General features: G+C 71.6%; 11 protein-coding genes. 2 read left to right on the top strand and 9 right to left on the bottom strand.

Features of this window, described 5'->3' with window-relative positions; translation table 11 throughout:
• Positions 1-31: 31 nt before the first annotated feature.
• The 7 genes from BA175_RS01400 to eccD all read right to left on the bottom strand — a co-directional run bounded on the left by BA175_RS01400 (position 32) and on the right by eccD (position 9048).
• Positions 32-454 carry a YbaB/EbfC family nucleoid-associated protein gene (locus tag BA175_RS01400; protein WP_069170276.1) on the bottom strand — a complete coding sequence of 141 codons (423 nt, stop codon included), beginning with the start codon at positions 452-454 and terminating at the stop codon, positions 32-34.
• 124 nt (positions 455-578) lie between these two features.
• A complete protein-coding gene (locus BA175_RS30985) occupies positions 579-4205 on the bottom strand; it encodes an AAWKG family protein (RefSeq protein ID WP_069169329.1) in 3627 nt (1208 codons plus the stop codon).
• Between the two features lie 133 nt (positions 4206-4338).
• Complete coding sequence (locus BA175_RS01390) at positions 4339-4836, bottom strand: type VII secretion system-associated protein (RefSeq protein ID WP_069169328.1); 498 nt, start codon at positions 4834-4836, stop codon at positions 4339-4341.
• 182 nt (positions 4837-5018) lie between these two features.
• On the bottom strand, positions 5019-5348 hold the full coding sequence (locus BA175_RS01385) for a WXG100 family type VII secretion target (protein WP_069169327.1): 330 nt from the start codon (positions 5346-5348) through the stop codon (positions 5019-5021).
• 92 nt (positions 5349-5440) lie between these two features.
• The gene (locus BA175_RS01380) at positions 5441-5797 is read right to left on the bottom strand and encodes a hypothetical protein (protein ID WP_069169326.1); all 357 of its coding nucleotides are present in this window, start codon (positions 5795-5797) and stop codon (positions 5441-5443) included.
• A 380-nt stretch (positions 5798-6177) separates the two neighbouring features.
• A complete protein-coding gene (gene eccB, locus BA175_RS01375) occupies positions 6178-7626 on the bottom strand; it encodes a type VII secretion protein EccB (protein WP_069169325.1) in 1449 nt (482 codons plus the stop codon).
• Positions 7627-7647: 21 nt separating this feature from the next.
• The gene (gene eccD, locus BA175_RS01370) at positions 7648-9048 is read right to left on the bottom strand and encodes a type VII secretion integral membrane protein EccD (RefSeq protein ID WP_069169324.1); all 1401 of its coding nucleotides are present in this window, start codon (positions 9046-9048) and stop codon (positions 7648-7650) included.
• A 598-nt stretch (positions 9049-9646) separates the two neighbouring features.
• On the opposite strand from eccD, the gene eccCa reads away from it, so the two are divergent.
• Positions 9647-13618 (top strand): type VII secretion protein EccCa, encoded by a 3972-nt coding sequence (eccCa, locus tag BA175_RS01365; RefSeq protein WP_069169323.1) that lies wholly within the window; start codon positions 9647-9649, stop codon positions 13616-13618.
• A 195-nt stretch (positions 13619-13813) separates the two neighbouring features.
• On the opposite strand, the gene BA175_RS01360 is transcribed toward eccCa, so the two are convergent.
• Positions 13814-15013, bottom strand: a complete 1200-nt coding sequence (locus BA175_RS01360) for a S8 family serine peptidase (protein WP_079159406.1) — start codon at positions 15011-15013, stop codon at positions 13814-13816.
• A 235-nt stretch (positions 15014-15248) separates the two neighbouring features.
• Here BA175_RS01360 and BA175_RS01355 point away from each other — a divergent pair, with 235 nt between their 5' ends.
• On the top strand, positions 15249-18554 hold the full coding sequence (locus BA175_RS01355) for a right-handed parallel beta-helix repeat-containing protein (protein WP_069169321.1): 3306 nt from the start codon (positions 15249-15251) through the stop codon (positions 18552-18554).
• Between the two features lie 221 nt (positions 18555-18775).
• On the opposite strand, the gene BA175_RS01350 is transcribed toward BA175_RS01355, so the two are convergent.
• Positions 18776-19888, bottom strand: a complete 1113-nt coding sequence (locus tag BA175_RS01350; RefSeq protein WP_069169320.1) for a PP2C family protein-serine/threonine phosphatase — start codon at positions 19886-19888, stop codon at positions 18776-18778.
• Between the last annotated feature and the right edge of the window lie 292 nt (positions 19889-20180).

The raw sequence follows: 20180 nt of genomic DNA, 5'->3' as shown, positions 1-20180 counted from the left end.
GGGTACCTCCCTCGTCGCCTTCTACGGAAAGTCAGTCCTCGTGGATCTCGTCGTGCAGGCGGGCCGCCGAGCGCCTCCTCCCGCCGTCCGGGCCGTCGAGTGCCGAGCCGAACGCCCGGTCCCAGTCGATGTCCACGCCCCTGAGGCCCGTCGCGCCGCCGCTCGCGCGCGTCAGCGGCTCGAAGACGTCCATCACTCGGCGCGCCATCTGCGCACGCCCCTCCTGCACGGCCTCCAGCACGGAGGCCGCGAGCTGAGGGCCCGTCATGCCGCGGTACTTGTTGTCCGGGAACTTGAGCGCCGTCAGCTCGCCCTGCGGACCCACGGTGACCTCCACGGCCCGGTCCCGGGACCGGATCGTGGCCGAGGCCTCGCCGAGCTCGCTCTCGGCCCGTGCGACGGCCTCCTGCACGGCCGTCAGCTCGGCCATGGCCTCGGCCAGCTTCTGTTCCATCGACTCGCTCAACGGTTCCCTCTCCACCTGCTCGTACACGATTCTGCCGTACGCGTGTCCATGATGCGAACTCCCCTCCGCACAGAAGCTGCTGGAGGCCCTACGGAGGCCGCAGCCGTACCGGTCATCGTCCGATCACGGCCGGCGCGCCGCCCTCGTCCGTACCCCATACGTCCTCGTCCTCCGGCACCCACGAGTCCCGGGTCCGGTCACCGCTCTGGGTCTGCGTCTGCTGGCCGGGCGCGCCGGCACCGCCACCGCCGGCCATCGGCGGGAGGAACGGCGTGCCACCGGCGGTCGGGGCGCCGGTGGCAACGCGCACCTCGTCGTCCGCGTACCGGCCGTTCCTGACCGGCGCGCCCGCACCGGGGCGCGTCCGGCGGTTCTTGACCACTTCGCCGTCGATGACGTTGCGGACACGCTCGCCGGAGTCCGACTGCCCACCCCCGCCGCCCATGCCGCCGCCCATGCCGCCGCCCATGCCGCCACCCATGCCGCCACCCATGCCGCCGCCCATGCCGCCGCCCATCGGCGTGCCTGCGCCGGGACCTGTGCCGGTGCCCATACCGCCGCCCAGGTCGCCCATGGCACCGCCGCCGGGACCGGGGAACGCGCCGCTGTTGAGGAACGGGCGGTTGTGACTGGGGGTGGTCGTCCCGCCGGATGCCCCGCTGCCCGCCAGGGGCGACTCGTAGGGCTTGTCGTCGAACAGCTCCTCCTCGTAGGAGGAGTAGTCGTAGGACGGAGGCGTGTAGTCGAGCGATCCGTTGTTCAGGTGTCCCGAGTTGAAGGCGGACGGGCCCGAGTCGTCCAGGTAGCCGGAGACGGTAGAGCCGTCCGGACGCGTGATGGTGGCGGTGCCGGTGTCCGGGTTGATCGTCTGGGTGGAGCCGTCCGGCAGCTCCGTGACCACGTTGCCGCTGGGGTCCAGGTGCGTGGTGCCGCCGCCGGGGAGGGGCAGCAGGTCGCCGGTGTTGAGCGGCCCGGAGATGGTCGATCCGTCCGGCCTGGTCACGGTGGAGGAGTGGGTCTCGGGATCGATCGTGACGGTGGAGCCGTCGGGGTAGTCCGTGATCACCCGGCCGCTGGAGTCGATGCGCGACTCACCGCCGCCGGGGAGGTCCAGAACGCCGTCGTTGACGGGTCCGGAGATGTGGGTGGACGACAGGTCGGGCAGATCGCCGCCGCCGAAGAGGTCCCGACGGGAGTTGTCGAACGCGGTCTGCGCCTCGGCCTGCTTCTTCTCCTGCTCCTGGCGGATCTCCTCCTGCTTGGCCTGCGCCTCGGCCTGCTTCTTCTCCTGCTCCTGGCGGATCTCCTCCTGCTTGGCCTCGGCCTCCGCCTGCTTCTGCTCCTGCACGGCCTGCAGTTCGGCCTGCTTCTTCTCCTGCTCCTGGCGGATCTCCTCCTGCTTGGCCTCGGCCTCCGCCTGCTTCTGCTCCTGCACGGCCTGCAGTTCGGCCTGCTTCTGCTCGGCCTCCTTCTCCTTGGCGGCCTGCTTCGCCTCCTGCTCGGCCTGCTTGGCCTCCGCCTTGGCCTCGGCCTCGGCCTGCTTCTGCTCCTGCTCGGCCTGCTGCTGCTCCTGGCGCTCTTCCTGCTCGGTGCGGATGCGGTCCTGCTTCGCCTCCTGCTCGGCCTGCTTCTGCTCGGCCTCCTTCTCCTTGGCCGCCTGCTTGGCCTCCTGCTCCGCCTGCTTCTGCTCCTGCTTGGCCTCCTGCTCGGCCTGCTTCTGCTCGGCCTCCTTCTCCTTGGCCTCCTGCTCGGCCCTGGCCGCGGCCTCCTTGGCCGCCTGCTCCTTCTTCGCCTCCTCCTGCTGGGACTTCGCCTGGTTCATCTGCATCATCTGCATGTTCTCCGCGCGGGCCTGGGCGGCTGCCTGCTTGGCCTCCTGCTCCTTGCGGATCTCTTCCTGCTTCTGCTCCTGCTCGGCCTGCTTGGCCTTCTGTTCGGCCTCCTTCGCCTCCTGCTTGGCTTCCTGTTCGGCCTGCTTGGCCTCCTGCTTCGCCTCCTGCTCGGCCTGCTTCTGCTCGGCCTCCTTCTCCTTGGCCTCCTGCTCGGCCTTGGCCTCGGCCTCCTTGGCGTCCTGCTCCTTCTTCGCCTCCTCAGCCTTGGCCTCCTGCTCGGCCTCCTTGACCGCCGCCTTCTCCTCGGCCGCCTTCTCCTTGGCCTCCTGCTCGGCCTTGGCCGCCGCCGCCTTGGCCTCGGCCTCCTTCTCCTTGCGTTCCGCCTCCTCCTTGGCCTCCTTCTCCTTGCGCTCGGCCTCCTCCTTGGCCTCCTTCTCCTTGCGCTCGGCCTCCTCCTTCTCCTTCTTCCGCTCCGCCTCGGCCTTGGCGGCCTGGTCCTTCTGCCACTGGATGAACTCCTCCTGCTTCTTGGCTGCGGCCGCGGCCGCGGCCTCCGCTTCTTCCTCCTTCTTCTCCGCCTCCTCCTCCGCGACTTCGGCCTTCTCCTCCTTGTAGTCATCCGCGAGAGTGCCGCTGGTTCCCCGGGACTTCACGGAACCCAGGTCGAAGTTGCTGTTGCTCCAGCTGTTGCGCACCTTCTCCATGGCCGTGATCGCCGCCGCGTCGAGCTGGTCGATGACGGTCTGCTGCCACATCTCGACGGCCTTGTTGCCGACCTTCAGCCAGGTGCCGAGATCCTTGAGATCGCCGAATTCCTGAGCTGCGACGGTTTTTCCGCCTATGTCCTTGATCTCGTCGATGGCGGCGTTGTTCTTGAAATGCTCCTCCGCTATGTAGTTCGTGTAGGAGGTGTATCCCCCGCCGTACGACCCGTAGGTCTCGATCTCATAGGTGATCTTCGTGAGGTTGTTGTCCCAGATGTACTTCGCCACCGCGGACAGCAGTTTGTGCAGGAGGATCAACGGGTTGCCGTATTCCCACTCCCACTTCATCCAGACGTTGTGGAGGTCTCTCACCGCCTCCGCGAAGTCCTTCTTGGCCTGCCGGATCTCGTTGCCCTGCTTGGAGTAGCCCGTACCCGAACTCATGTCCTCCGCATAGTCCGTGTACTGCTTGTTGACCTTGTTGACGAGGTCCCAGAAGACGCCGGCCGCCTTGCCCCGCCAGGCGTCGTTCTTCTCCTTGCCGACCCTGCTCTGCCACTCCTCCACCACCTTCTGCTGGGTGGAGAAGAACTGCGCGACCCGGTCGAAGGCGCCGGCCACCACGTCGAAGTTGGCGAGGGTGACGGAATCCGCGTCCGCCACGTCCTTTCCGCTCCAGCTGAAGCCGTACGTGCCGTCCTTCTCGTTGTTGCGCAGTTCCTCCAGAGCCAGCCCGGCACCGAAGGCGTACTGGGTCAGTGGAGTGGTGTCCCAGGTGGGTTTGCCGTCCATCCCAAGGTGGCCGTCGATACTGCTGGAGAACTGCCCGCCCTCGTAGTAGCCCTGGCTCGGGAGCCGGCCGTCCCCCTTGTTGCCGAGCAGCGTGATGCGGGCCTTGTGCATGGACACGTCGGAGCCCGTCCCGCCCGACGTGTAGTAGAAGGGGATGACGAAGTCGGTGTTCTGGATGTCGGAACCGGCGTTCTCGTACAGCCAGTTCAGGTCTTCGGTGTCGACGTAGTCGACATAACCCACGTCGGATATCTCCACCTTCATCAGGGGGATTCCCTCGTTTCCGACGAGGGTGTCGAAGAGGTCGCTCCTGGCCGGCACCTTGTATCCCGTGAAAAAGCTGACCGCCTCGGCCCACTTGTCGTTGGTGCTGGTGAGGTTTCCGGTGATCTTGCTGGAGTCGAGCGCCATGCCAAGGTGCCTTTTCGGTCAGGGCGGATGGGGGAAACGTGCCGGCCCGGGGAGTACGGTGCCGAGGCGTCGGCGGACGCCGGTGAGGACGGCAGCGCGGACGGCCGCGACGGCTCCGTCCCCGGAGCGACCCTCAGTCGTTCTCGTCGTTCGAGCCGCCGCTGCTTTCCGAGAGCACCTCGTCCACGCCCTCGAAGAAGTCGACGAGCTTCTTCCCGTCGATCTTCTCCAGGTTGTCGTCCTGGGTCTTGAACATCTCCTCGATGGTGTCCTCGAGGTTGTCCTCGATCTCCTCGAAGAGTTCGACCTGGAGTTTGAGGAGCTCGTCGATCTGATCCACCATCTCGTTCAGGCACTTGATCAGGTAGCCGCCGTTGGTGCGGCCGTCCTTGTCACCCGCCATCGTCCCGATCGCGAGCGGTACCTTCTGCCCGTCGAAGAAGCCCGGCGCCTTGTTCGCCCCGTCCTCCCCGCCCTGCAGATTGGGGATCGCGGGGACGAGGACCCCCTCCGGGGAGTCCCCGTCCTCCCTGATCTTCTTGACCGCGGCGAGAAACGGGACGACGTCGTTGTCGAGGAAGTTCTGCAGCCATGCCTTGTTGAGATTGACTGCGGGGGAATTGTCCGCCATGCCGTACTACTCCTGTCTCCATGGGGTTCCGTCGGCTTCCTGGGCGTTCCGCGCGGGCGGGCGGCGCCGGCGATCCATGCGGAACGGGGCGGCGGCACGCCGGCCTCACGACAGCGGGCGGCCGCTCGCGTGACACACGCGGACGGCCGCCCGAAGAGAACCGAGGGCGTGTCGCCCTCCGGTCAGCTGCCGATGCGCACGCTCTCCCACAGCGACGTCAGGGACTTCTCGCTGTACTGGTAGCTGTCGGACACGTCGTTCAGCAGGGCCGAGTTCTCGGCGAGGATGCGCTTCATCTCCTCGACGGCGTTGTTCCAGGACGCCTGCTTCTGGGCGTACACCGCCTTGTCGTCACCTTCCCAGGTCTTCTGGAGCTCCTGGAGCTCCGCCTCCAGGTTGGTGAGGATGCTGTCGATCGCCTTGGTCTGCTGGACCATGTCGTCGGCGGCGTTCTGCATGTGGGAGTAGTCGACGTAGATCTGGCCGTCGGTGAAGTCAAGCGGGGGGGTCATGGTGGTCCTCGTCTCGCGCCGGGTAGTGCAGAGGGGAAGGGTGTCGCGCTACGTCCGGGTGCCGGTCAGGAATCCGGACGCGGGGGCGGTCGTCAGCGACCGGCGGTGGAGCCCGCCAGCGCGTTGAAGATCTCCTCGGAGCGGTTGTACGCCTGCTGGATGGACTCGTTCGCGGTGGACTGCTGGATGCCCTGCGCGCGCATGGTCTCCTCCAGCGTCGTGATCATGTCGCGGAGGTTGCTGGAGATGATCTCCGCCTGCCCGTCCCACCGGTCGAGCAGCTTCTGGAACGCGCCACCGTCGCTACCGGCGTAGCCGGAGGACAGGTTGTGCTTCATGTTCTCCACGTCCTGGCGGCTGTTCTGCACGCCGGTGAAGGCCATCTCCAGCGCGGTGACACCGTTCTGTGTCGCTGATGCCAGTGACTGCTGTCCGCCTGTGCCTGCCATGTGCCTGCTCCTCCTGGAGTGTCACGCCGCCGGGCCTCTGACCCGGGCAGCGCGGTGCGTGACCGGACGCGGCCGGAGGACCGGCGTCCGGATGGTTCGGACTAAGGGAGCCTATGAAGAAAGGAGTTGAGGATTCAATGGCTTGAGACACCTTCTCGGCTCCCACCGGATGTTCCAGGCCCTCTGCCGCGGCTTCGAGGTGGGAGATGTCCACCCGACCGTCAGCCGAGACCTCGTACCTTCCCGTATCAGGACGGCTGATGCCCCCGTCGCGTTGCGGGCGGCACAATCAATTCTCGTCCTGTCATCTGATGTTCACCTTCCTTCCCGGTCTCGACGCGTTCTCCCGGCCCCACCGCGCGGCCGGTACCACGGCTCCGTCACTTCCGGTCGCAGCGCGGAGTGGTGTTCGAACTGCGGCCCGTCGCCGCGGCCTCCGTCGTCAGGTCCGGCCCCGTCGGCAGCATCGCCAGGAGCGGCGCCGGAAGTCCGCGCACCTGGCCCTGCGTGTAGCCGAGTGCCCCGAGCGCGTCCGCCGTACCCACCCGGTACTTCATCCCGGTGTCCGTCACCAGGTAGACGGTGGTGCCGACCTTGCTCCCGCCCGCCCCGAGCGCGCGGACCAGGGACCCGCCGCCGGGCCGTACGGTGATCGTGCCGACCGGCATGCAGGCCGGGGTGAGCCCCTCGGGCGGTGCCTGGGCCGCCGGGCCCAGGGAGCCCGTACCGGTCAGGGCCACACTGATCCGGGGGCCGCGCTCACCCGGCTCTATCCGTACGCAGACGGTGTGGTCCTCGCCGAGGGCCACCGCCTCCGGCGGCGCCGACGGCAGGTCGGGGTCCTCGGCGGTCTCGCCCGCCCCGGGGGCCAGATGGCCGCTCAGCACGTCCGCGCCCAGGGCGGTCAGCTTCGCCGCACCGCCCCCGTAGACCTTCTCGCGGGTCTCCGGGTCCCCGAGCACGAGCGCGGCACCGGTCGACGTGAGGGGGGACAGCCCCTCCTTGCGCAGCAGGTAGTAGCGGTCGGCGGAGCCCGGCACGGTGACCCGGAAGACCTCGCCGATCCGGGTCTCCCGGCCGCCCAGCGACGGCCCGGCCTTGCCCTTGCCGGGTACGTCCGGCGGGCGCAGGTCGGGGCCGGACGGCAGGGCGTTCAGAAAGGCCGCCGAGACGGGGAGGCGGGGGGTGGAGCCGTAGCCGAGTGCCTCGCGGGCGCGGCTGTCCTCGTCCAGCAGGAGCTTGCTGCCCCGCCACACCAGATAACCGGCCTTGTCGGGCCCGGTCACCAGCATGGCCTTGCCGGTGGGCAGGCCGGCGGCGTCGGCGGGAGCGCCCACCGCGACGGTGGTGGCGGTGGCACCCGTCCCGCTGCCCGAACAGACCCGCCACGGACCGGTGTTCAGGTCCCCGCTGCCGGGCAGCGCGTCCGGGGCGCCGGTGATGCCGACGGGTGACCCGTGCGGCGTCCCCTTGAGGGAACCGGACCCGACCGTCACCGCCTTCATGTCGGCGCCCCCGAGGAGCCGCGCCGAGGCGTAGTTGCGCACCGGCCGCAGCCGCCCGTCCAGGTAGAGGTAGCGGGATCCGGTGTCCTTGTTCACGACGAGGGTCCCGGCGGCTCGCCAGGAGTCCTTGGTGCCGGGTTTGAGCAGCCCGAGGACGAAGGAGCCGGCCGACAGGAGGACGGCGATCACGATGCCGATCACCACCCCCCGGTTGGTCCGCCCCTGGGGGCTCTCCGGAGCGTCCGGATCCGCGCGCAGCATGCCCGAGGTCAGCCGGCCCATGACGAACATGTGGGCGTGGACCTGATCGCGTTTGGACTGCATGGCAGCGTGTCTCCCTTCCGGTCAGCCGTTGATGGACCGCAGGGTGCCGTACACGCCGAGCACCCACAGGGCGAGCGGCAGCATGCTGACCGCCAGGGCCGAGTGCAGCAGTTCGCCCGCGCGGCCCCAGTACGGCACGAGCCGGCGGCCGGGTACGGTCCAGGCCGCGATCGCGATTCCCGCCGTGGCGGCCAGCAGACCCGCTGCCGTCGCCAGCCGGCTACCCGCCGTCGCGGCCGGGGCGGCGACCAGCACCAGCATCACCAGTCCCGCGACACCCGGGACCACCAGCGACATGCGCTGCCAGATGTTGCCCAGCCCCCGGGCGTGCAGGACGAGCAGCAGGGACAGCGCCACCGTCATGATGATCTCGGCCAGGTCGCGCTCCCGGGCCAGCGCCACGAGGCATCCGGCGGCCACCACGCCCACCGCCCCGTACAGCGAGGTCATCCAGCCGTCGGCGAGGATGGCGCGGGCCGAGACCACGGAGGTGGCGTGCGGCTCGATGCCTTCCTGCAGTTGCTGCGCGTTGGTCGGCAGGGGTGGCATGCGCATCCCGGACATGCGGAAGGCCAGTGACGGGACGAAGGCGCCCAGGACCACCGCGAGGACGGCGATGATCCCGGCCGCGTGCACGGGCGCCAGGTCGGTCGTGATGAGCAGGACGGCGGCCAGGGCCGCGAAGACCGAGACGACGGCGATGCCCAGGAAGAGCGCGGCGAACGCGGCCACGACGGCGAGTGCGAGCACCGCTCCGCCCGCCGCGGCGGCGCCGGCGGCGAGCAGCCGGGCGCCCAGCGTCTCGTGCGCGTGCGGCCCGCTGAGCGCGCCGCCCGGCAGCAGCCACCCGGCCAGGGCCAGGTAGGGCCCCACCATGAAGCCCAGTGCGGCTCCGGCGCCGGCGTCCCCGACCGCCCGGCTCGCCGCGCCCGCACCCGCCAGCAGGAGCAGGCCGGCGGCGGTCGCGAACACGGCCCGGGACAGCGCGGAGCCGCCGGGCCACGCGATCACCACCATGCCCGCGGCGAGGACCGCGACCGCGATGCCGAGCAGCACCCACCGGCTGACCTTGGGGGTCCAGCCGAAGGGGTGGTCCCGCATCGTGGTGGCTATGCCGTCGACGAGATCGTCGAGATGCACCTCGGGCAGGGCCTCGGTGCGTGGTCGGAGGTAGAGGGTGTCGCCGTCGCGCAGACCGTAGGAGTCGAGGGTGCGTTCCTCGTCCAGTGGTTCTCCGCCGAGCCGCTGGAGCACCCAGCCGCCGTGGTCGATACCGGCTTCCTCGAGGTCGTCCCCGGCGTATCCGAGCACCGCGGGCAGCAGGTCGGCCACGGGGACGTCGGCGGGCACGGCGAGATCGATGGTCCTGGCGGGGGCTCGTACCGTCAGACGGCACAGCTCGGCCACCTGAGTATCACTCATCGGGATGGCTCACGCTTCTCCGGTTACTGCTGCGAACGGTCAGGGAACGCCGTCTGACGCACCGCCGGACATCACACGTCGCTGGGGGGCGCTCCGAAACCTCGGGACGGGGCGGTAGTTGGCGGTCGGCGCGCTGATCGTAGTATCAGCCGCCTGCCCTGCGCGACGCGCCCCGGGTCATGAAACGCGACGTGACCGCGGGCTCACCGTACGACGCGGCGCTGAGGGCTTCGGGGTACGGGCGCGGAAGAGATCGTGAACGGACGGGGTGCGCGACACGTCCCGTGGGTACCGTCGCGCCCGCTGTGGTTGCGGCCACGACCGGTCCTGTAGCGAGATTGTGACACGGCGGCACGGTGGGCACGTCCTCCGGCGGCGCCGGCCGGAGGCGCGGTCGTCGTCGGCCGGAGGCGCGGTCGTCGTCGGCCGGAGGCGCGGTCGTCGTCGGCCGGAGGCGCGGCGTAGGGTGCGTGCGACAGCGAGGCCCCGTCCGGCGTCCTGGCACCGTGCCGACCACGACGGGTGCCGCCGGCGACGACGTCGACGTCGTTCCGCCCGCTCTCCCCCCTTGCCCCGTAAGGAGACGGTTTCCTTGAGTGTGGTCCTGTTCCGCCGCCCGGCCCGACGCCGGGGCCCGGAGATGCCCGACGGGGAGCTGAATCTCCAGGAACCGCCGATCCTCCCCGAGACGGTGCCCGACACCTCCGCCGTGTGGACGTACCTGCCCATGGCCCTGATGTCGGTCTCCATGATGTTCATGTTCATGCGGCCCGGTATGACCCGGGGCTCCGGCGGCTTCATCTACATCGCCCTGGGCCTGATGGTGCTCGGCGCCGCGGCGATGTTCATCGGCCAGTTCATGCGCAAGGCCGCCGAGCGCAAGCAGAAGCTGAAGGGCGAGCGCCGGGACTACCTGCGCTACCTCACCCAGATCCGGCGCAAGGTCCGCGGCGCCGTCGTGGACCAGCAGCTGGCCCTGGCCTGGCGGCACCCCGAGCCCGCCGCGCTGTGGTCCATGACGGGCACCACCCGGCTGTGGGAACGCCGTCCGCGCGACGAGGACTTCGGGGAGGTCCGGATGGCGGTCGGCGAGCAGAAGCTGAGCCTGAAGCTGACCCCGAACTCCACGAACCCCGTCGAGGACCTGGAACCGCTCAGCGCGCACGCCCTGCGCAGCTTCATCCGCGCCTACTCGACGGTGCCGGAACAGCCCATCGCGATCTATCTGCGGGCCTGGGCCCGGGTCCTGTTCCGGGGCGACGAGGAGCGGATACGGTCCGTGACCCGCGCGCTGCTGGCCCAGCTGGCCACCTTCCACTCGCCCGACGACGTCTGGATCGCCCTGTGCGTGTCCGACGAGCGGCGCGCGGACTGGGAGTGGACGAAGTGGCTCCCGCACAGCCTGCACCCGCACGACACGGACGGTGCGGGCCCCACCCGCATGACCGTCTCCGCGCTGGGTGAGCTGGAGAACCTGCTCGGCGCCGAGTTCATGGAGCGCCCCCCGTTCGACCCGGACGCCGTACCCGGGCGCGAGGAACCGTTCACCGTGATCGTGGTGGACGGGGGCACCGTCCCGGCAGGACACCGCCTGGACGGCCCCGGCTTCCGCAACGCGGTCGTACTGGACCTGAGCGGCGCCCTCTCCTGGCGGCCCGGCCGGATCACGCTGCGCTTCGAGGTCGGCGAGGACGACCTCGGGCTGGTGCGCACCGACCGCGAGCGCAAGGAGCAGACCACCCGGCTCGGCAGGCCCGACCGCTTCGGCGTGACGGGCGCCGTGTCCCTGGCGCGGCGGCTCGCTCCGTACCGCATGGGTCTGGGCACGGCCTCGGACTCGTCCGAGCCGCTGTCCGCCAACGTCGAACTGACCACACTGCTGGGCATCCCCGACCTGCACCGCCACGACCCGGAGACGCTGTGGCGGCAGCACACCGGACCCACCCGCCTCAAGGTGCCGATCGCGGTCGGCGCCGACGGCGAGCCGGTCGAGCTGGACATCAAGGAATCGGCCCAGGGCGGCACCGGGCCGCACGGCATGCTGATCGGGGCCACCGGCTCCGGCAAGAGCGAACTGCTGCGCACCCTCGTCCTGTCACTCGCCCTGACGAACTCCTCGGAAACACTCAACTTCGTCCTCGTGGACTTCAAGGGCGGTGCCACCTTCCTCGGTCTGGACGAACTCCCCCACACTTCCGCCGTCATCACCAACCTGGCCGGTGAGGCCGCCCTCGTGTCCCGCATGCAGGACGCCCTGCACGGCGAGCTGATGCGTCGTCAGGAACTGCTGCGGTCGGCGGGCAACTACACCTCCGCGCTGGACTACGAGAAGGCCCGCGCCTCCGGCGTGCCGCTGGAACCGCTGCCCAGCCTCTTCGTCGTCGTCGACGAGTTCAGCGAGCTCCTGGCGGCCCACCGGGAGTTCATGGAGCTGTTCGTGATGATCGGCCGCCTCGGCCGGTCCCTCGGTGTGCATCTGCTGCTCGCGTCCCAGCGCCTGGATGAGGGCCGGATGCACCAGCTGGAGAGCCACCTGTCGTACCGGATCGGTCTGCGTACGTTCTCCGCCATGGAGAGCCGCGGCGTCCTCGGCGTACCGGACGCGTACCAGCTGCCCTCGGCGCCCGGCAGCGGCTTCCTCAAGTCGGGTGTGGAGGCGCTGACCCGCTTCCGCGCCGCGTACGTCTCCGGCCCGTACCGGCGACGGGGCGGCAGCGCCGACCAGGCGCGGGTGGCCAGCCAGACCGTCCCGTGGACCAGTGGCTACGTCGTGCCGCGCCGGCTTCCGGACACCCCGGCCCCCGAGCCCGCCCCCGAGCAGGAGGAGACCGGGGACACCCTGCTCTCCGTCGCCGTGGAGCGGTTGCTGACCGCAGGGCCGCCGGCCCACCAGGTGTGGCTGCCTCCGCTGGACCTGCCCGCCACCCTCGACCAGGTGCTGCCGCCGCTCACCGAGGATCCCGAGCTCGGTCTGACGACCGTCGGGTCCTCGAACCGGGGACGGCTCACCATCCCGATCGGCATCATCGACCGCCCCTTCGACCAGCTCCGCGACCTGCTGACCGTCGACCTCTCCGGCGCGGGCGGTCACATCGCCGTCGCGGGCGGGCCGCAGAGCGGCAAGAGCACGATGGTGCGCACGATCATGACCGCGCTGGCGCTCACCCACACCCCGCGCGAGGTGCAGTTCTACTGCCTCGACTTCGGTGGTGGCACGCTCGCCGGGCTGGCCGGCCTGCCGCACGTCAGCGGTGTCGCCGCCCGCCTGGACACCGAGCGGGTCGGCCGTACGATCGCCGAGGTCACCACGCTGCTGGCGGAGCGTGAGCGATTCTTCCTGGACAACGGCATCGACTCCATGGCCTCCTTCCGGCGCCGCCTCGCCGCCGGTGAGTTCCCCGAGCACCGGCACGGGGACGTGTTCCTGGTGATCGACGGCTGGTCGACGGTGCGCCAGGACTTCGACCGGTACATCCAGACCTTCGGCTCGATCGCCGCCCGCGGTCTCAACTACGGCATCCACCTGATCGTCACCACCGCCCGCTGGGTGGAACTGACGTCCGCCATCCGGGACCAGGCCGCGACCCACCTGGAGCTGCGGATGGGTGATCCCATGGACTCCGAGATCGACATGCGGCGCGCCGCGACCGTACCCCGGCTGCCGGGCCGCGGCCTGACACGCGACGCCAAGCTGCACTACCTCACCGCGCTCCCCCGGATCGACGGCGTGGAGTCCGCGGACGACCTGTCCGACGGTGTGGCCGGTCTGGTGGCGGCGGTGCGCGAGAGCTGGCAGGGCCCGCCGGCCCCGCCGGTCCGGATGCTGCCGACCCGGCTCCCCCTGTCCGCGCTCCCGGCTCCGAAGGGCGACTTCAAGATGCCCATCGGCCTGGAGGAGGAGCGTCTGTCCACGGTGTGGCACGACTTCTCCGAGACCCCGCACATGATCGTGGTCGGTGACGCGGAGAGCGGCAAGACCAACATGCTGCGCCTGACGGCCAAGGCCATCATGGACCGGTACACCCCGGCCGAGGCGCGCATCATGGTCGTGGACTACCGCCGTGCGCTGGTGGAGGCGATCCCGGACGAGTACCGCCTGGGCCACGCGGTGTCGATGGACGCCCTGAAGGAGCTGATCGCGGGCGCCGCCCGCGCGGTGACGGCCCGTGTGCCGGGCCCGGAGATCACACCGGCCCGGATGCGCACGTGCGACTGGTGGGACGGCCCGCGGCTGTTCATCCTCGTGGACGACTACGACATGCTGGGCACCAGCGCGATGAACGCGCCCTTCGACCCGCTGCTGAACCACCTGGCCCTCGGCTACGAGGTCGGCCTGCACATGGTCGTCTCCCGCTCCGCCGCCGGCGCGGGCCGGGGGCTGGGCGAACCGATGCTGCGCCGCATGCAGGAGGTCAACACCCCGACGCTGCTGCTCTCGTGCCCGCCGTCGGAGGGCTTCATCCTGGGCAGCGTCAAGGGGCGGAACCTGCCGCCGGGCCGGGGTACGCGGGTGACGCGCCGCAAGCAGACCCAGGTACAGACCGCGGTGCTGGAGGACCAGGAGCCGTAAGGGGTGTCTCCCCCAGGCCCGCGGCGGGCGTGCCTGCCGGGCGCCGCTTCCTCTCCCGCGCTCCTGTGCCGGACGTCCACCGGCGGGGCCGGGTCGGGCCGCCCGGGGTCCCCGGGCGGCCACGGTTCGCCGCGCGACGGGCCCCGGCGGCCCCGGAGCCCGTCGGGCGGGCGGCAGCTGACGCCCCGCGGGGCGTCAGCTGCCCGCCGGACGCCAGTTCCGTGCCCGGCCGCGCGGGATGACCACGGCGCCCGCCGCCACCAGCAGCACCAGCCCGGCGCCCACGCCCGCCACCACCAGAGCCCGGGTGCGCGGCTGGGTCGCGGGCGGGTCCGGGACCACCGCCCGTTCCGGCCGGGGCTCGGTGCCCCTGGCGTCCGTCAGGACGGCCGTCAGCGCGCCGTACGGGTCGAGGCGTGGCGGCGCCGCCGGGTACGCCGCCTCGGTCAGGCGGCGCGAGACCTCCGCGGCCTTCAGTTCCGGATAGCGGGCCCGCACCAGTGCCGCCGCCCCCGCGACGTGCGCGGCCGCGAACGAGGCGCCCGAGCCGATGAAGTGGCCCGGCCCCTTCGGGCCGATGCTCACCACCGCGTCGCCGGGCGCGGCCAGGTCCGCCCCGCCCACCAGAGGGGCGTCGGCCGGCCGGCCGCCGTCGGGGCCGTAGTCCGTCACGGCCAGCACGCCCGGCGCCGCCGCCGGCCAGTACCAGGGCGCCGGCTCCGCGTTCCGCTCCAGCGCGTCCGGCGCCAGCGGAGCCACCACCAGCGCGTCCTTGCCGCTCGCGTACGCGACCGCCGCCGTCAGCTGCGCCTTGCCGCTGTCCAGTGCCGCGGCGACGTAGATGACGCCGGCGCCCTCGTCCGCCGCCAGGCGGATCGCGTCGGCGACCTGGCCCACCGTGCTCCCGCCGCGCTCACCCGTGCCCCGTACGGCCAGGATCCGGGCCTGCGGCGCCAGCCCCGAGGGACCCCCGTCGTCCCCGGGCGTCGCCGCGATCAGGCCGGCCGCGAACGTGCCGTGCCCGACGCAGTCCTCGCCGGCCGGCCCGAGTGCGGTCACCCGCCCCGACAGCGCGGGCGCCGCCTCGGCCACCCCCGTGTCCACGACCGCGACCGTCGTGCCCTCCCCCTGGGAGAGCGGCCGGGCGCGGGCCGCGCCCAGAGCGCCGAGCGCCCAGGGCTCGGCCGTGGCCCTCTCGCTCGATACCGAGGCGCAGGTGTCGTCCTCCGCCAGGACGGAGCGCACGACCGGCAGCCCCACGGAGTCGGCCGCGGCGGGCGCGGCTCCCACGACGGCCAGCGCGGTCGCGATCGTGGTCGTCAGCAGGGGGGCGGCCACGACCGGGGCCCAGGGGCGGCGGCGGGGATCAACTCGGGCACGGGGCATGGCGCGCATGATAGGCGTCGCGTCCGACGGCGTGCCGAGCGGGAGGTGACCTCGGACGACGTAACGGGACGTACACGCGGTACCGACCCAACTCTTCGGTCCCTCCTGGAACATCGCCGCACCGGTCCCGTAGCCTTCGTCGCGTGCGCACAGCCGTACGTACCCCGGACGCGGAACAGTCCCCTGTCGGTCCCCTCGGTGGGAGAGGCGCGCGACGGCGGCACCACAAGGAGGAGGAGCGAGCGTGTCACGGCAGTTGCTCAGGGTCGGATCGGGACAACCGGACAGTTTCCGAACGATCGGTGATGCCCTGGACATGGCACGCACGGGCGCGGTGATCCGGGTCCAACCCGGCCGCTACCCGGAGAACCTCACGGTCAGGACCCGGGTCACCATCGTCGCCGACGGCGAGCCCGGCAGTGTCGACATCTGCCCCCGCCGGGGCACCGCCGTCGTCCTCGTCGCCGACGCCGTCATGCTCACCGACCTGACCCTGCGGGGCGGGAGCGAGGACCTGCCGGTCGTCGACGCGCCGCGCGGCCAGGTCGCGATGGACGGCTGCACGGTCATCGGCTCCGGCTGGACCGCCGTCCTGGCCCGCGAGTCGGGTTCGGTGGCCATGCGCGACTGCCGGGTCAGCAACCCGAAGGGCGCCGGTGTCGTGGACTCCGCGCCCACCGGCAGCATCATCGCGGGCTGTCTCATCGAGAACCTCGGCACCTCCGGCGTCGTCATCGGCGCGGAGGCCCGGGCGACCGTACGGGACTGCCGGATCCGCGACGCCCGCGCCAACGGCGTGCTGACCTCCGACGAGGCACAGGGCCTGGTCGAGGACTGCGACATCTCCGGCACGGACAAGCCGTCCATCGCCCTGGAGGGCCGCAGCGGCACCCGGGTCGTGCGCACCTCCGTGCACGACACGTCGGTCGGCGTCTACATCACCAGTTCCGCCCGCCCGGTGCTGGAGCACGTCACGGTCAGCGACACCACGGGCCCCGGCATCATGCTGGCCGCGAGCGCCGACCCCGAGTTCCTGCACTGCCGTACCTCACGCACCAAGGGCAGTGGTCTCACCGTCACCGAGCGGTCCAGGGGCACCTTCCAGGACTGCGAGTTCGACACCTCCGCCGCGCCCGCCATCCGCGTGGTCAGCTCCAGCGCGCCCTTCCTGACCGGCTGCGCGGTACGCGACTGCGCGGACACGAGCGGCGCCGTGCTGCTGGAGGAGGAGTCGGCGGCGGAGTTCGACGACCTGCTGGTCACGGACGCGGCCGGCACCGGCATACGGATACGCGCCGGCGCCGACCCGCTGCTGCGCCGCGCACGGATCACCTCGCCGGGCGGCCACGGCGTCGAGGTCGCCGAGGACGGGCGCGGCAGGCTGGAGCACTGCGAGATCGACCGGGCGGGCGGCTCCGCGGTACGCGTCGTCTCGGGCGGCAACCCCGACATCCGCGACACGGTCATGCGGGCGGCGACCGACGCCACCGTCTCCGTCGGCCCTCAGGGCCGCGCCACCCTCCGGGACTGCCGTATCGAGTCGCCCACGGCCGGCGGAGTCACGGTGGACAACGGCGGCGAGCTCTCCGCGCTGCGGGCCCACATCACCGACTCCGGTGCCCACGGGGTGCTCCTCGCCAACGGTGCCCGCGCCACCCTCACGTCTTCCCAGGTCATCGGCAGCGTCGGCGACGGCGTCCGGATCGACACCGCCGAGCCCGTCACCGTCACGGACTGTGCCGTCCGCGACAACCGCGGCGCGGGCCTCAGACAGACGAGGGTGAACGAACGGCTCACGGTCGAGAACCTCAACAGCAGCGGCAACGTGGCCCCGGACGCGTGGGGCGACACCCTCCCGCCGGACGTGGCGACCGGCGGGTCCGGCGACGCGGCCAAGAAGCCCGAGGGGCCGCTGGAGGAGCTGGAGTCGCTGGTCGGCCTGACCGAGGTCAAGAGCCAGGTCCGGACCCTCGTCAACCTCAACCAGCTCAACCAGCGCCGCGCCCAGCTGGGCATGCCCGTCCCCCAGATGAGCCGCCACCTGGTGTTCTCGGGCCCGCCCGGCACCGGTAAGACCACGGTGGCCCGGCTGTACGGAGGCATCCTGGCGGATCTGGGCGTCCTGCGCTCCGGGCACCTGGTTGAGGTCTCGCGGGCCGACCTGGTCGCGCAGGTCATCGGCGGTACGGCCATCAAGACGACCGAGGCGTTCAACGAGGCCCTCGGCGGCGTGCTGTTCATCGACGAGGCGTACACGCTGCTCTCCGACAGCAAGGGCTCCGGCGCCGACTTCGGCCGGGAGGCGGTCGACACGCTGCTGAAACTGATGGAGGACCACCGCGACGACGTGGCCGTCATCGCCGCCGGCTACACCGGCGAGATGGACTCCTTCCTCTCCTCCAACCCCGGTCTGGCCTCCCGCTTCACCCGCACCATCGAGTTCGCCAACTACTCGGTCGACGAACTGGTGACGATCACCGAGAACATGTGCGCGGGCCACCGCTACGCGCTGGACCCCCGGACCCTGGACGCGCTCGCCCTGCACTACACACGCATGCCGCGCGACGCCACGTTCGGCAACGGCCGAGCCGCGCGCCGGGTCTTCGAGGAGATGGTGGACCGGCAGGCATCCCGCCTCGCCTCCATGAGCAACCCGGCGGAGAGCGACCTCACCCTCCTGCTGCCCGAGGACGTGGCGACGGAGAGCACCCCGGCGGACGACGGCCCCGGCTCGGAGGAGCTGCTCGCCGAGCTGCACGCGATGATCGGCCTCACGGCGGTCAAGAACGAGGTGACCGCCCTGGTCAACCTGCTCACGGCGGCGAAACAGCGCAAGGCCGCCGGGCTGCCCACCCCGAGGATCAGCAACCACCTCATCTTCTCCGGGCCGCCCGGTACGGGTAAGACCACCATCGCGCGCCTGTACGCGGACCTGCTGCGCTCCCTCGGCGTGCTGCCCAAGGGCCAGCTGGTCGAGGTCGCCCGCGCCGACCTGGTCGGCCGCTACGTGGGCCACACGGCCCAGCTCACCAAGGAGGCGTTCGAGCGCGCCCTGGGGGGCGTGCTGTTCGTCGACGAGGCGTACACGCTCACCCCGGAGGGCGCGACCTCGGACTTCGGCCGGGAGGCCGTCGACACGCTGCTGAAACTGATGGAGGACCACCGCGACGAGGTCGTCGTCATCGCCGCCGGCTACACCCGCGAGATGCGCCGCTTCCTCGACTCCAACCCGGGCCTGGCCTCGCGGTTCTCGCGGACGGTGGAGTTCGAGAACTACTCGACGGACGACCTTCTGGAGATCCTGTCCAAGCAGGCCACCGACTACGGCTACGACTGCTCCCCGGAGGCGATGACCGCCCTGCGCGGCTATCTGGACGCCCTGCCGCGCGACCACTCCTTCGGCAACGCGCGTACGGCCCGCCAGATCCTTGAGGGGATGATGACCCGCCAGGCGGGGCGGATCGGCGCGATGTCCGCGCCGGGCCTGGACGACCTGCGCCTGCTGATCGCGGAGGACCTGCCCCCGGAGGCGGCGGCGCTACGCCACTGACGGGTCGGGCCGCGCGTGCGGTGGGACGCGGTCCGGTGCCCACCGGCACGGTCCACCGTCGGCGCGGCTCGCCGCCGGGCCGACGGACGCGGGCGTCCTGCCCCGCCCCGGCGCACCAGGTGCGGTCGTGCGCCGCGGCGGCCTCCCGGCCGGCCCTAGGCCCTCGGCACGCCCACCCGGGCGCTGGGCTCTGGGCGCCACGCCCGGACGGAGGACGGCGTTCACCCCCGGCGGGTCTCGTCCGCCTGTCGGATGGCGGATACGGCTCCCGGCGGGAGCGGCCAGTGGACGGCGAGCATGCCCTGGTCATCCGTACGTCTGCCACCCGCGTGCCGTTCGGCGTCCGAGGCGAGCGCGCCCAGGAGGAGGTCGGGATTCTCCGTGAGGTGGGCGCCGTGGCGGGTCAGCAGACGGGGCAGGCGCGCGACCGGGTCGTAGAACTCTCCCCGGGAGTTACGGGCTTCGGTCAGTCCGTCCGTCCAGCAGATCAGCGTGGAGCCGGGGCTCAGGGGGAAGGTGTCCGCCGGCGCCCCGAAGTTCCCCAGCGCGTAGAGCCCGAGCGGTGGCGCCTCCTGGGAGGGCGCGAGTTCGGTGACCCCGCCACCGGGCGTGAGAAGCAGGGGCGGGGGGAGCCCCCGGTTGAGTACGCGCACCCGGTGCCGGGTGACGTCGAGCTCGACGAGGACGGCGGCGGTGAAGCCCTCCGACTGCTCGAGGCCTCCCCGTCGCTCCCCCTCGCGCTGGAGCTGCCGGTCCAGCCGTTCGGCCACCTCCTCCAGGTCGGCGGCGTCGTCGGCGAGGGCGTTGAAGGCCCCGACGATCACGTTGGCCGCCTGGACGGCGGCCAGCCCCTTGCCCCGTACGTCCCCGACGATCGCCCGGACGGAATCCGAGGAGCCGCGTACGGAGTAGAAGTCGCCGCCCACCATGATCTCCTCGTCCGCGGGGGCGTAGCGTGTGGCGATCCGGAATCCGTCGAGGGTGTCGGGCGGATCCGGCAGGAGTGCCCGCTGGGCGATCTCCGCCACCCGTTGGGCCCGGCCGACGGCTTTCTCGTGGCGCTCGATCGTGCGGCGCAGCAGCACCGCCAGGACGATCACGCAGACCAGCGTGAGCTGGCGTGCGACGCCCAGACGCCACCCGAAGGTGCCGTCCAACGCGACCAGCACGGCGTGGACGCCCATGGAGGCCAGGCCGACGACGATGATGGGGCCCGCCCGCATGAACGGGGCGGCCGCGACGGGGGCCACGGCGAGCAGGGGCGCGCCGCTGACCTCCCGGGGCGTGGCCAGGTCGAAGGCCACCGCCACCACGATGATTCCCCAGGGAATCATCCACCTGGTGCGACTCCACCGGCCACCCCTCGCCTCAGACACCCTCCATGCCTACCGCATGGCCGACGGCCCGGCCCGCTCCGACCCGCAGACATCCCGGTGGGAGTGGCGGCGGAAGCCGGAGGGAGGCCGCGGACCGTGCGGAGGGCAGGGGTGGCGGGGTGCCCCGGACTCCGTAGCTCCTCGGGCGGACCCGGACCCGACTCGGGGGAACCGGGCTCACCGCGCCGCCACCGCGTCGGGCAGGGACCGGCGCCGGGCGCCGGCAGCGCGCCGCCCGCGGCGGTGACCG

It is taken from the genome of Streptomyces griseus, from assembly GCF_001715295.1.
In the GTDB taxonomy this organism is placed as follows: Bacteria; Actinomycetota; Actinomycetes; order Streptomycetales; family Streptomycetaceae; genus Streptomyces; species Streptomyces griseus_G.
Note: the sequence above shows the minus strand (reverse complement) of the source record. Positions and strands in the feature narration are given on the sequence as shown.